The sequence below is a fragment of the Phyllobacterium sp. SB3 genome (assembly GCF_040009165.1).
Taxonomy (GTDB): Bacteria; Pseudomonadota; Alphaproteobacteria; order Rhizobiales; family Rhizobiaceae; genus Phyllobacterium.
The window spans coordinates 186,329-199,855 of sequence record NZ_JBDYKI010000006.1; the positions used below are offsets into that span (position 1 = coordinate 186,329).

Annotated in this window: 12 protein-coding genes and 1 pseudogene; 10 read left to right on the top strand and 3 right to left on the bottom strand. The window is 55.0% G+C overall.

Features of this window, described 5'->3' with window-relative positions; translation table 11 throughout:
- Nucleotides 1-49: 49 nt before the first annotated feature.
- From ABKW30_RS21660 to ABKW30_RS21680, 5 genes are all read left to right on the top strand, one after another.
- Nucleotides 50-1,648 (top strand): peptide ABC transporter substrate-binding protein, encoded by a 1,599-nt coding sequence (locus tag ABKW30_RS21660; protein ID WP_348600996.1) that lies wholly within the window; start codon nt 50-52, stop codon nt 1,646-1,648.
- Nucleotides 1,649-1,844: 196 nt separating this feature from the next.
- Complete coding sequence (locus tag ABKW30_RS21665; RefSeq protein ID WP_348600997.1) at nt 1,845-3,440, top strand: peptide ABC transporter substrate-binding protein; 1,596 nt, start codon at nt 1,845-1,847, stop codon at nt 3,438-3,440.
- 56 nt (nt 3,441-3,496) lie between these two features.
- On the top strand, nt 3,497-4,420 hold the full coding sequence (oppB, locus tag ABKW30_RS21670; RefSeq protein WP_348600998.1) for an oligopeptide ABC transporter permease OppB: 924 nt from the start codon (nt 3,497-3,499) through the stop codon (nt 4,418-4,420).
- Complete coding sequence (locus tag ABKW30_RS21675) at nt 4,413-5,543, top strand: ABC transporter permease subunit (RefSeq protein WP_348600999.1); 1,131 nt, start codon at nt 4,413-4,415, stop codon at nt 5,541-5,543. The genes oppB and ABKW30_RS21675 overlap by 8 nt, the downstream gene beginning before the upstream one ends.
- A 1-nt stretch (nt 5,544) precedes the next feature.
- A complete protein-coding gene (locus ABKW30_RS21680) occupies nt 5,545-7,149 on the top strand; it encodes an ABC transporter ATP-binding protein (protein WP_348601000.1) in 1,605 nt (534 codons plus the stop codon).
- A 508-nt stretch (nt 7,150-7,657) separates the two neighbouring features.
- On the opposite strand, the gene ABKW30_RS21685 is transcribed toward ABKW30_RS21680, so the two are convergent.
- Both ABKW30_RS21685 and ABKW30_RS21690 read right to left on the bottom strand, forming a co-directional pair.
- Complete coding sequence (locus ABKW30_RS21685) at nt 7,658-7,990, bottom strand: YciI family protein (RefSeq protein WP_348601001.1); 333 nt, start codon at nt 7,988-7,990, stop codon at nt 7,658-7,660.
- Between the two features lie 210 nt (nt 7,991-8,200).
- Nucleotides 8,201-8,644: an SRPBCC family protein gene (locus ABKW30_RS21690; protein WP_348601002.1), complete on the bottom strand. Its 444-nt coding sequence runs from the start codon at nt 8,642-8,644 to the stop codon at nt 8,201-8,203.
- Between the two features lie 486 nt (nt 8,645-9,130).
- Here ABKW30_RS21690 and ABKW30_RS21695 point away from each other — a divergent pair, with 486 nt between their 5' ends.
- The 4 genes from ABKW30_RS21695 (at nt 9,131) to ABKW30_RS21710 (ending at nt 11,826) form a co-directional block, all read left to right on the top strand.
- A complete protein-coding gene (locus tag ABKW30_RS21695) occupies nt 9,131-9,598 on the top strand; it encodes an ABC transporter substrate-binding protein (RefSeq protein ID WP_348601003.1) in 468 nt (155 codons plus the stop codon).
- Between the two features lie 1,119 nt (nt 9,599-10,717).
- Complete coding sequence (locus ABKW30_RS21700; RefSeq protein WP_348601004.1) at nt 10,718-10,924, top strand: DUF805 domain-containing protein; 207 nt, start codon at nt 10,718-10,720, stop codon at nt 10,922-10,924.
- A gap of 82 nt (nt 10,925-11,006) precedes the next feature.
- Nucleotides 11,007-11,432, top strand: coding sequence for a DUF5086 domain-containing protein (locus tag ABKW30_RS21705; RefSeq protein WP_348601005.1), 426 nt, complete (start codon nt 11,007-11,009; stop codon nt 11,430-11,432).
- Between the two features lie 13 nt (nt 11,433-11,445).
- Nucleotides 11,446-11,826, top strand: a complete 381-nt coding sequence (locus ABKW30_RS21710; protein ID WP_348601006.1) for a DUF2195 family protein — start codon at nt 11,446-11,448, stop codon at nt 11,824-11,826.
- Nucleotides 11,827-12,143: 317 nt separating this feature from the next.
- Here ABKW30_RS21710 and ABKW30_RS21715 read toward each other — a convergent pair whose 3' ends face one another.
- Nucleotides 12,144-12,842, bottom strand: coding sequence for a DKNYY domain-containing protein (locus ABKW30_RS21715; RefSeq protein ID WP_348601007.1), 699 nt, complete (start codon nt 12,840-12,842; stop codon nt 12,144-12,146).
- A 4-nt stretch (nt 12,843-12,846) separates the two neighbouring features.
- Between ABKW30_RS21715 and ABKW30_RS21720 the strand changes: the two are divergent.
- Nucleotides 12,847-13,524: pseudogene (locus ABKW30_RS21720) on the top strand (LLM class flavin-dependent oxidoreductase); the annotation flags it as partial.
- Nucleotides 13,525-13,527 lie beyond the last annotated feature (3 nt).

The following is a 13,527-nucleotide window of genomic DNA, read 5'->3' on the forward strand; positions in this document are numbered from 1 at the left end:
GCATTTGTTCAACCCTTCGCAATTCTCTTAGAGGGGAAGGAACAGAAAAATGACCCTGATGAAGTTTAATTTCCGCACCGCACTGTTGCTCGGATCACTTATGCTCGGAGCAAGCCCGGCTTTGGCCGAGGCAGTGCTCCATCGCGGCAACAGTGGTGAACCACAGACACTCGATCAGTCCCAGACTTCCATTGATATCGAAGCATTCATCGTCAAGGACCTTTACGAAGGCCTCACCATCTATGATGCGGACGGCAAGATTGTTCCTGGTGCAGCAGAAAGCTGGACCGTTTCCGACGATGGTCTCGTATACACATTCAAGATTCGTGCAGATGCAAAATGGTCCGATGGCTCGCCGGTAACGGCTGAAGACTTCGTATTCTCGATGCAACGTGTCGAAGACCCCAAGACTGCAGCTGGCTATGCCAATATCCTTTACCCGATCAAGAATGCAGAAAAGGTCAACAAGGGCGAAGCCAAACTTGAAGAGCTTGGCGTAAAGTCTGTTGACGACAAGACCCTTGAAATTACCCTTGAGCAGCCGACCCCGTTCTTCATCGAATTGCTGTCGCACCAGACAGCCCTGCCAATCAACAAGGCAAGCTTCGAGAAGAACGGTGCTGAGTTCGTCAAGCCAGGCAAACTGGTCGGCAATGGTGCCTTCAAGCTAGCCGAGCATGTGCCGAACGATCATCTGACTGTTGTGAAGAATGAAAACTACTGGGATGCAGCCAACGTCAAGCTCGACAAGGTGATCTTCTACCCGATCGACGATCAGGCCGCGAACGTCCGACGTTACGAAGCTGGCGAACTGGATCTCGTCTATAACTTCTCATCCGACCAGATCAATCGCCTGCGCGCAGCAAATCCAAAGCAGGTGCATGTTACCCCAGCGGCTGCCACCTATTACTACCCGTTCGATACCCGCACAGAGCCATTCAATGACGTGCGCGTTCGCCGCGCGCTCTCGATGTCCGTGGATCGTGACTTCCTCGCCAACGACATTTATGATGGCACGAAACTGCCGGTCTATTCGCTTGTTCCTCCGGGCCTTGAGTCCTATGGAGAGCCTGCCAAGGCTGATTTTGCTGAGCTCTCGCAGCTGGACCGCGAAGACAAGGCAATCGAGTTGATGAAGGAAGCCGGCTATGGTGAAGGCGGCAAGAAGCTCGATATCGAAATCCGCTACAACACCAATCCGAACCATGAGCGTGTTGCTACTGCCGTTGCGGATATGTGGAAGAAGACTTTCGGCGCCAATGTGACGCTGATGAATCTCGATATCTCATCGCACTATGCATACCTGCAGGAAGGCGGCAAGTTCAACGTTGCCCGCGCCGGCTGGGTTGCCGACTATGCCGATGCAGAAAACTTCCTCAATCTCAACGTCAGCACCAACAAGACCTTCAACTACGGACATTACGAAAATCCGGAATTTGATGCGCTTATGAAGAAGTCCTATGCAGAGCGTGATCCAGCAGCACGTTCCAAAATCCTGCATGAAGCTGAAGCGTTGATCATGCGTGATCAACCGATTGCTCCCTTGATGAACGATGCCAATCTCTGGCTCGTATCCGACAAGGTCAAGGGCTGGGGCGACAACCCTAACAACGAACATCTGAGCAAATATCTGAGCATCGCAGAATAAGAAAAGCCTGAATGCGGGTGGTCCCTCGCGATCGCCCGCATTCCGCTTGCCGATATCCCGTGCCCCAGTCGTCATTTGCAAATTTATGGCCAGCATGCCCTTGAACACAGCCTCATTCGTGAGGCAGTGATCGGGGGATATTGTTTATCCATTTGGAGACTGTAGTCGAATGCGATCTGAATAGGAGATGTTTCAAATGTTCTTTTCGAAGATCACTATAGCAATGGCAGTGGCTGGATCGCTGTTGCTGGGCGCTGCGCCGGCATTGGCCGAGGCAGTCCTGCATAGCGGCAACAGCGGTGAACCGCAAACCCTTGACCCTTCCCAGACCTCTCTGGAAATCGAGGCCTTCATTCTCAAAGACTTGTATGAAGGGCTGACAACCTATGATGCCGCAGGAAGAATCGTGCCTGGCGCCGCGGAAAGCTGGAGCCTGTCTGATGATGGCATTGTCTACACATTCAAGATCAACGAGAGTGCCAACCGGTCGGACGGATCGCCCGTCACTGCCGATGATTTTGTTTTCTCGCTGAGCCGGGTTGAAGACCCCGGGACTGCTGCGGGTTATGCCAACATCCTTTACCCGATCAAAAATGCGGAAAAGGTCAATAAGGGCGAAGCAAAAGTCGAAGAGCTTGGCCTGAAGGCCATTGATGCAAAGACTCTCGAAATTACGCTTGAGCGCCCGACACCATTCTTCCTTGAACTCCTGGGGCATCAGACCGCATTGCCGGTAAACAGGGCCAGCCTTGAGAAAAACGGCGCTGAGTTCATCAAGCCAGGCCAACTGGTTTCGAACGGTGCTTTCAAACTGGTCGAACACGTACAGAATGATCATCTTACGGCAGTAAAGAACCCGAATTATTGGGACGCGGCCAATGTAAAACTCGACAAGGTAATTTTCTATCCAACAGAAGATCAGGCCGCCGCTGTTCGCCGCTTTGAAGCCGGTGAAATCCATCTCGTCTATAATTTCTCTGCTGACCAGATCGAACGCCTGCGCGCATCGCATGGCGATCAGGTCCACATAAATCCTGCGCTCTCCACATATTTCTATTCGTTTGACACACGGCTCGAGCCATTCAGCGATGTCCGTGTGCGGCGCGCTTTATCCATGGCGATTGATCGCGATTTTCTTTCCGAGAAAATCTATAAAGGCGCGCAGTTGCCGGCCTACTCGTTGGTGCCTCTCGGCATAACCAATTACGGCAAACCGGAAGAGCCGGATTTTGCCCGGTGGAGCCAGCTGGAGCGTGAAGACAAAGCCATCGAGCTGATGAAAGAAGCCGGTTACGGCAAGGATGCCAAACCACTTGATATTGAGATCCGCTATAGCACCCATCCCAATCACGAAGCTGTTGCAACGGCAGTCGCTGATATGTGGAAGACTGTCTTCGGTGCCAAGGTAACGCTGCTGCAACTCGATATCAGCGCCCATTACGCCTATCTCAAGGAAGGCGGAAAATTCAACGTGGCGCGTGCCGGTTGGACTGCGGATTATGCGGATGCCGAAAACTTCATGACAATCAACATGAAGAAGAATCCGACCTTCAATTACGGACGCTACGACAACCCGGAATATGATGCGCTTGTCGAGAAATCCTACACCGAGAAAGATCCGGCAGCTCGTTCAAAGCTCCTGCATGAAGCGGAAGCAATGGTGCTGCGGGATCAGCCGATTGCGCCCATGATGAACTTTGGACAGCTTTGGCTTGTTTCGGACAAGGTCAGGGGTTGGGTGGACAACGGATCGAACGATCACCTCAGCAAGTATTTCAGCATCGCGCAATAAGAGCTTGACGCGCGGTCCGGATATCGGACTGCGCGCATGATTTGGAGACCAGCCACATGTTCCACTTCGTCCTTCGCCGATTGGCGAGTGCCGTGCCGACATTATTCATTGTCGTCACGATTTCATTTTTCCTGATGCGCTTTGCGCCCGGGGGGCCCTTCAATCTTGAGCGGCCATTGCCACCGGCAACGATGGAAAACCTCATGAAGGCCTATCATCTGGATCAGCCTTTATGGAACCAGTATCTTAATTACCTGAAGAATGCAGTTACCGGTGACTTCGGGCCGAGCTACATCTATAAGGACAACACCATCGCCGAACTGATCGGCAAGGGCTTGCCTTACTCGGTAAAGCTGGGAAGTTTCGCCCTTCTGTTCGCACTCGTCGGCGGCGTTCTGGTCGGAACACTTGCAGCATTGCGACAGAACTCGTTCTTTGACTTTCTCACCATGTCTGTCGCGACAACCGGCGTCACCGTTCCCAATTTCGTAGTCGGTCCGGTTCTCCTTCTGATTTTTTCACTGACATTTTCTCTCCTGCCCGGAGGTGGCTGGGGTGACGGTTCATGGCCGTTTCTCATCCTGCCCGTTATAACGCTCGGCCTTCCCCAATTGGCGGTGTTTGCCAGACTGACGCGTGGCTCGATGATCGAAGCCCTGCACGCCGACCATATCCGAACGGCCAAGGCTTATGGACTGCCCTCACGAACGGTCGTGATCACGCATGCCATGCGCGGCGCTCTTCTGCCGGTTGTTTCATATCTTGCACCATGCGCAGCGGCACTTCTGACCGGCTCTGCCGTCGTTGAAAGCATCTTCACCATTCCCGGCGTCGGACGTTATTTCGTCCTCGGCGCCATTAATCGTGACTATACACTGGTCATGGGAACTGTCGTTCTCGTCGCCATTTTCGTCATCGTCTTCAACCTGGTGGTCGATATTCTCTACGGCCTTCTCGATCCGAGGGTTCGTCATGACTGATATTCCTGCAACAATCATTCCACCGGAAGAATCCAAAGGGCGCAGTCTGTTTCAGCTTGCCGTCATCCGTTTCCGTCGCAATCGCGCCGCGATGACGGGCAGTGTGCTGCTCTTTCTCATCACTGTTTTCTCGTTCTTCGGCCCCTATGTCATCAGTCACACCTATGATCAGGTGTTCTCGTCCTATGTTGCCATACCGCCAAGCATTGAACCGCTCCCCAAGGCCGACAGCCTTGGCGATGTCATGAAAGGGGTTGCTGACCGGGCGAGAGTTGAGTTGCGCGAGTTTGCCGTCGACGGCAATACATTCACTGCAACAATCCACTCCGACAAACCGATTGACCCGCGTTCCACCCGCTATTTTGATCGCGCCAATGAGTTTGACGATACGCAGGTTACAGCCACTGAAGACGACGGCGCCACGTTGAAGCTTGCCGGCACCGTCAATCGAGAATACTTCCCGTTCGGAACTGACACAAATGGCCGTGACATGCTGGCGCGTGTCATGCTCGGCGGTCAGATTTCGCTGGCAGTCGGTTTTCTCGCCAGTCTCGTTTCACTGGCTGTCGGTGTGACCTACGGCGCCATATCCGGCTATCTTGGCGGACGCGTCGACAATGTCATGATGCGTCTCATCGAAATCCTCTATTCACTGCCATTCGTCTTCCTCGTCGTTGTGCTCGTCGTGTTCTTCGGGCGAAGTTTCATACTGATCTTTCTTGTCATCGGCGCGGTGGAATGGCTGGACATGGCCCGTATTGTACGCGGTCAAACGCTGGCTTTGAAACGACGGGAGTTTATTGGCGCAGCTCAGGCATTGGGCCTGACTGACTGGCAGATTATCCGCCGCCACATCATTCCAAATACGATCGGCCCCGTCATCGTCTTCGTGACCGTGGTGGTGCCGAAGGTAATCCTTTTGGAAAGCTTCCTGTCGTTCCTCGGGCTTGGCGTCCAGGCGCCGTTGACAAGCTGGGGAGCACTGATTTCAGAAGGAGCAAACAAGATGCAATCTGCACCCTGGCTGCTGATTTTCCCCGCCATCTTCTTTGTCATCACACTGTTCTCGCTGAACTTCATTGGTGATGGACTGCGCGATGCACTCGATCCAAAGGACCGCTGAGATGACGGACAAAATCGAAACTGTACTGTCCGTACGCGGACTTGAAGTAGACTTCACAACCCCGGACGGCGATGTAAATGCAGTCAGGGGAATTGATCTTGATGTGAAGCCCGGCGAGACATTGGCTGTCGTTGGGGAATCCGGGTCCGGCAAAAGCCAGACCATGATGGGCATTATGGGACTGCTTGCATCCAACGGCAAAGTGTCCGGATCGGCAGAGTATCGCGGCAAGCAATTGATCGGGCTTCCGCTCAAGGAACTCAATACTGTTCGCGGCTCAAAGATCACGATGATCTTCCAGGAGCCTATGACTTCACTTGATCCGCTTTATACGATTGGCCGCCAGATTGCTGAACCTATCGTGCATCATAAAGGCGTCAGCTTTAAACAGGCCAAAGTTCGGGTGCTTGAATTGCTCAGGCTCGTCGGCATTCCTGAACCGGAACGCCGCATGAACAGCTATCCGCACGAGATGTCGGGTGGCCAGCGTCAGCGCGTGATGATTGCCATGGCGCTTGCAAACGAACCCGACCTTTTGATCGCCGACGAACCGACCACTGCGCTGGATGTTACCATTCAGGCGCAGATACTGGATCTGCTGCGCGATCTGCAAAAGCGGTTCGGCATGGCGATTGTTCTCATCACCCACGACCTGGGCATTGTGAAGCATTTTGCCGAGCGTGTGGTCGTGATGCGTCGCGGCGAGGTCGTTGAAAAAGGTACTGTCGAGGACATCTTTGAACGACCGCAGGAGGACTATACCAAAATGCTTCTGGCCGCTGTTCCGAGCGGCAGCAAGGAAGCCCTGGCCGATACTGCGCCGGTCGTTCTGGAAGGGCGCAATGTCTCGGTCGATTTTGCAATAGGGGGCGGGTTCTTGTCCAGTGCCCACACCCTTTTCCGTGCTGTCGACGGCGTTAATATCCGTTTGCAGGAGGGACAGACAATCGGCATCGTGGGTGAATCCGGCTCAGGAAAATCGACCTTGGGAAGGGCGCTTTTGCGCCTGTTGCCGAGTAGCGGACATTACCATTTCGCCGACAAGAACATTTCGGGTTTTGGCCGTTCTGCAATGCGGCCATTACGCAAACAGTTGCAGCTTGTGTTCCAGGATCCTTACGGCTCGCTTTCACCCCGGCAGACTGTCGGCGAAATCATCACCGAGGGCTTGCTTATCCATGAACCGCAGCTAAGCCGTGCAGATCGTGACAAACGGGCGGTTGCCGCCTTGAAAGAGGTGAACCTCGACCCCGCTTCCCGCAACCGTTATCCGCACGAGTTTTCCGGCGGGCAACGGCAACGTATCGCGATTGCCCGCGCTGTCATTTTGAAGCCTAAGGTCGTCATTCTCGACGAGCCGACCTCCGCATTGGACCGCTCGGTGCAGGGACAGGTGATCGAACTGTTGCGTGATCTGCAAGCCAGGCATGGTCTGTCCTATATTTTTATCAGTCACGATCTGGCGGTCATCAAAGCCATGTCGGATTATGTGGTCGTGATGAAGAACGGCAAGATTGTCGAAGAGGGTCAAACCGACGATATCTTCGATAATCCGCATCACGAATATACCAAGACCTTGATCGGCGCTGCCTTCGATCTCGACTGATCACATGCATATTCGGGGAGTGACGGATACAAACGGCGGCAAGAGCGTAGCTTTGGCTAGGGCTATGGCTTGCCGGTGCTCGTTTTCCTTTCTCGACGGCAAGGCCACAGAGGAAAGCAGCTTGGACGGTCAGAAAGCGATAGCGCAGGGTACAGATATGTGGTTCCGGGCGGTGAGCGCCAGATCCTTCAGTTTGCGTACATTTGCACTATCGCACAGCTGGAGCGTTCCTGCTGCGCGGACATCTCTCACAAACCACGATGCTGTTTGATACCCATCGGCACTTCTACACCTAACGTTCAGGAACGCCACTGTGGGGCGGCATTTGCTGCCCCTGACGATGCAGGAGGATGCATTCCGGATGGTCGGGTTGGGCGATTGCCATTGCTCGTCCTTTCGTTTTTGAAGTTCGGTCCGGCCCGCTTCACGCGCATTCGGGGGCGGGCGCAGTTGGACCACGAACCCGGAATGCGCTCGCGCCATATGACGTTCCGCCAGCACTGCCGGGCTATGACGTTTTCTCAAGTGGCCACACCTCGACAACGCCGTGAGCAACGGCGCAGGGCGTTCGGGAAACCATGTCGATGGCCTCTGCCAAACTGGCAGCTTCGATGATGGCAAAGCCGGCTAACGGCAACGATGAGGCCATGAAGGACCCATTCGTCGTGTCGACCTGGCCGGCCTCGGGATTGCGCACCTGCACCGGCATGCCCGCTATCCCCATCAACACGCCATCCTTGCGCAACCTCGCATCGTGCGCGTGCGCTGCATCCCGAACGGCCGCGGGGGTGCGGTCGTAACCCTCCTGGTCTCCGTATCCGATGATCACAAACTTGGGCATGATCATTCCTTTCAGGTTGCTGACGACATCAGGCGGAGCCGTCCGCCGGGATGCTCGCCGGGTTCCGGACAATCTCCCGCAGATGCCCGTTCGGGTCGCGGAACTATCCGGCATGCCCACCACGGAACGTGTTCCGGGCGGGCCTTGCGATCGTGGCTTCGAGCGGCCGCGATAGAACGTCACCGGCAGCTCGCCGACCCGGTCGGCCGCCTACTGGTTGATCTCGGGCACGACGAGTTTCGTGAGCTTGTCCAGCGAGTCCTGCCAGCCGAGATAGCAGGCCTCGGCGGGAATCACGTCCGGCACACCCTGCTGCTCGATGTTGACCTCCGTGCCCACAGACACGGCCCTCAACGTCACGATAACCTTCATCTCGCCCGGCAGGTTGGGATCGTCGAAGCTGTCGGTGTAGATGAGGCGTTCGCCCGGAACGAGCTCCAGATAGGTGCCGCCGAAGGAGTGGCTGTGGCCAGCCGTGAAGTTCCGGAACGACATCCTGTGTTTGCCGCCGACCTTCGCTTCCAGTTCGTGGACGGTACAGACAAACCCGTATGGCGGAAGCCAGCTCGCCACCGCGTCCGGTTCGAGGAATGCGCGATACAGCTTGTCAGGCTTCGTGGCGATGACGCGGTGCAGGCGGATAGTGCTGGGCATGGAACTCTCCTTGTGGTTCGGTTTGATCGGGTTTGCTCGATCGTCCTGGGTGGCGAGATCGGAGCACAGTATCAAGCAGTCGTGCTGCCAGCTCTTTTGTTCGTGCATCTCGCGGGCGAGCAATCACCGCCCGATGCAGTTAAGACGAACGGAGACGGGAGAATCCGACAAGGTGTCGAAATAAATCCGGGAGCCGCTCCAACTCCGTCATTGGTCCATGGTCTGTGGCGGATACCCTTGGAGATCGCAGCGTCGATATATTGTCGGCGATGCCGGGCTTCTGGATACACCGCTTCGAAGACCTTGGCATATTCCGTAGGATCGCCGTCAGGCGGCAATAGTGACGTTTGCCGGAAAAAGGCACGATCCTGTCGATCCAGACTGGACCAGCCGTATCGATCTTCCGCTTTGACAGGTTCGTCTCGCGGCAAAAGATTTGTGGAATCCACCAAGGATTAATGCGACATCTTCATGTTTGGATCGCCCATGCATACCATCGTCCTGTTCATGATAGGCATCATGCTGTTTTCTCCCGCTTTCGCGCAGTGCGACGGTAGGCTTATCGAGGAAGCTGCGATCCTCCACCCACCGCTATGCGCTCCAAAGGAGTCGAAGCGCATTATAGCCCTCGTTCCGACGTTCACCCTTGGCATAGCGCTGGAGCTTGGCCTGCCTGTCGTTGGCGCTCCGCTTTTCGGGATGAGTGATGAGGATCTGAGGTCGAAAGCAGAGGCGGCGGGTGTGGTGAATCTCGGTTCCTTCATGGAGCCCAGCATCGAGAAGATTGTTGCGCTTCAGCCCGATCTCATTATCGACAGCGACTTCCTGGGCGAAGAAGCGTACCAGATGGCATCGCGATTGGCTCCCACCGCTGCACCAGAACGATATTTCCACCGGCCCCGGGGCACGCCTGCCGCCGGCAGTGCACCTCAGTTTCGACCACTCCTGCGCTAACTTAAACGATCGATGACGTCGAGATGATCGGCCTGCGGAAGGGAAATCACAGGAAGCTCCTTTGCAGTGAGCCCTGAAGCGGGGTTCGAGAAACCTCCGGACAAGTCGGTGGTTGGGAACGCAGTGTTCCAATCCTGGCGCAATGTGCTATTCCGGTGCAGTCACCGGGATCTCCGATCCCATCAAGTTGAAGTGCATGATGGCCCTGTTGGACGACATGTTTCTCTTTGTCGAGGTGGCCAAGACGAAGAACTTTCGCCGCGGGCCAAAGCGCTGGGGTCACAAGAGCAGCCGACGAAGCTGCCTTACATGCTTCATGCTTCACGCTTGCCGGCAAAATCGGCCAGTTCGTGTTTTTTCTTTCAATCAGACGTGAGGCAAGCGTTGCTGCCTGACGCAAATTTCCAAAAATCCGTTATGAAAGTTGAGTTTGAGGCAAAAGATGGCCGCCGAGAACGAAGGCGCCACTGGCTGCCGCTAAAAACGCTCAAGGGTAATTTACCATGGCAAAAAAGGTAAGCTCTGACCAAAAAGGTAAAATACGTGGCCAGTGACAACAATTCAGTGTCGATTGCCACGATAAATTACCCTTGAAATGAAACATAGGCGTATCCGAGTCAGCTTGTTGCGAAAATGCAAAAGTATACGGGACCTTATTGGATGTCACCGATGACAGGTTCGCGGATGTAGGTTTCGGTTCCATAGGTGAAGAGAGAATTTGAAATCTGTTCTTCACGATTTCGAATAATGTTCAAAAAATGTTATAGCGGTACCTTCATTTTCCCGAACGGCTCCAGGGAACCCATGCCCGTTTATCAGTTCCTTGTAAAGCCAATTCCTTGACGGTATTCCCGACTTACTGAGGACTTCCCCGACCGACTGTTAGAAAAAGGAGCTTCCAGATTTAATGCATTGGATTTTCGCTTTTGGTATATTGGTTTCGCTGCTTTTTGTTTTTGTAGTTTCCTACAAGAACAAACTACCCCAAGGCCCTAACCGCTTCGGTATGGCGGCTTCGCCTGTCAACTTTCCGACTGCGGTCGTTAGATTCTTTATCGGATACCTTGATTTCAAGAGCAGAGCGAGCCGTACGGAATTCTGGTATGCGATGCTTTTCTGATGCTTCTCTTCGTGCTCGGCCAGCTCAATCTTCCGGACATTGTTGTTTCGATCTTGCTGGTCGTTACAATGATACCGTTTTTCTCCGTTACCGCACGCCGGCTGCACGACACAAACAGAAGCGGTTGGTTTCAGCTCGTCTCTTGGTTCATGCCTGTCGGCACGATCGTTGCCCTGTTCTGGTTCAACGAACCGGAACGCGATTAAGCGGAATGTAGGCGAAATGGGAAAACTGGTTCAGTTAACGGTCTGCGACAAAGTCGATGAATCGACAAATGAAAGAAAATCAATGCCGAAGCCTTTGAGATGGGTTGCGATTCTGACATTCCCTGGCGTTCTCGCAGCCGGTCCAGTTTCGGCCCAGGAGCATCAGGAGAGCATCGTCCTATCCGTCTCACCTAAAATTGTACGGTGGGCCGATGTTTACAAAGTAGGGCCGGAGCGACCGGATGATCCTTATTATCATGTACGGGTCATTGAGCGGCAAAAGGACTGGAAAGTCTGGCAGTTCAACGAGCTGGCCTTTCATATGGCTGTAACTCCAAAAGCGCTGGAAGCGAGCCGCATCGGCAAAAAGGCGAAAATCTATAGTTACAAGGACGTGGAAATTCGCAGCGCATATCATCGCTGGCTGGATGAGCCGGCAACGCGGTCCGAAGTTCCCGTTTGCGATACGGACATTCTGGGCTGCATCAAAAAATTGCCGCCGCGATAAACGAGGACCGCCCATGCATAGACTGATCCAAGGTGCAGTGCTATCTGCAATTCTCTGCAGTGCGGCAGCCGCCGCCCAAGCTGGCGGCGTTGCCTTTCAGAATGAACTGGCGGTGTGTGTGACGGTCAAAGCCGTAAAAACTGTGACAGAAACGAACGTCGTCTCAGTCAGCACCAGTTTTCAATTACACAAGTCAATTGGTGATTGCGGATGCTATTCGGCGCTGGCGACCTATAAGAGCAGCGTAGATTTAGGAGGTGTGCGAGAAGTATTGCAGGAAGGTGTTATCACGATCAAAAATGACGGGACGAAGACACTTGTCCTCGCGAGTGAACCGGCGTTGATCGCCAACAGGAAAATCCAGGTCCAGTTGACCTGCGCACCTCCAGCATAGATCATTGCATTTGCCACATACTTTTGGCGCTGCGCCGGAAAGGGCCTGTCAATGCTCAGAAAACTTGTCCTCCTAACGATTCTGATAGCAACGGCATTCGGCATCAGCGGGTTGATCAATGGATGGCCCAGAACCGCGATCGCTTGCGGCGCAATCGTGGTGTTTCTCGTTATAATCGCTTTTGTTTTCGACAACGTGGCAAGAAAGTATTTCCAAAACAACGGGAAATGACACGTCATTTTCCGGCGGCTGACATTTCGCCGGTGCAAGCCAAAGCACGGGATCGAGCCAAGCAGGGAGAGTGAGAACGCGACCGCTCAATTGTCTTTCACGAGCTTGTGCCACCACCAGTCTTTGATATCCGCTCTCGCCTCGAAAAACGGTCGCCAATCATCGACATACTTTTTCGGGTCGCATGGCTCGCCACGGACATAAGGTTGGTAACGGTCGGTAACGCAGTGACCGCTCGGGCGACCTTGCACGTGGGGTTCACCGGGGCCTGGCACCGTGAAGGTCGTCGCATCCGCTGTCTCGACCAGCATCTTCTCCTCAAGAAACCAGATTTTCTCGCCGTCGGTGGCATAGCCGTGGCCGAGGTCGCGGAAACCAATCGGTCGTGCGCCCTCGAGACGGGCCCCAAAGAAATAGACCGCCTCGCGGTCCCGGGCGATGACACTGACATCGTGCAGGGATTCACGGGTGCCATCGCGATAATTAAGCCGGAGCTCCGGTACGATCTCGAATGCCGCCGGGCTTTTTGTGCGGATAGTCTTGCTGGTGATGTAGTAGGCCTGATTCTTGTCGCGAGCATAGCGCAGGTTCAGCGCCTTGAAGCTTTCGAGGTCGGCGCCCTCGACCACGTACCAGTAGACGGTCGGCTTCGGCCCGACTTCACCTTGGCCGTAGATGCGGGTCCCGTCCCGGAGCCAGCGTCCGCCGACGACTGCGAAGCTCTCGGCCTCGACGGCAATCGGCTGGCCCTTGCGGTCAGTAAGCGGCCTGCCGTTGAAATACACTGGGCAGATTCAACCGGTCGGTGCCGGCGGCATTCCCGTCTTCTTCGGTGGAGCGTCCGATGCGGCCATCGCCGTTGCCGGCAAGCAGGCCGATATCTATGCCCTTTGGGGTGAAACCTGTGAACAGGTTGCCGAACTGCTTGGACGGGTGAAGACGGCTGCAGCCGCCCATGGAAGGACGCCCCGCTTCAGCATATCGTTCAGACCGATCCTGGTCGATACGGAAGAAAAAGCCTGGGCCAGGGCCGATGACATTCTGGCGCGTGCCCGCGCTCTGCGCGAGAGCGGCGGTGATGGCAGGGCGCCCAACAACATACGCCAGCGCGTCGCGGCGGGGCAGACCCCGCCGAACGAAGGATCGCGGCGGCTCCTTGCTGCCGCGAGCAAAGGTCCGCGTCTCGATAAATGTCTTTGGACGGGCATAACCAGCCTGACTGGAGCCAAGGGCAATTCGACATCGCTCGTCGGCACGCCCGATCAGGTAGCCGACGCTTTGCTGGATTACTACGATCTTGGCGTCACAAGTTTTCTCATTCGCGGGTTCGATCCACTCGTGGATGCCGTCCAGTATGGGCGAGAACTGCTGCCGCGTGTCCGCGAACTGGTGCAGGCGCGGGACCGGAAGCCAGCGCGGGCACGCCGCGTGTCCGCATCGTCCGGGCAAATTCAACAATCAAGGTAACAG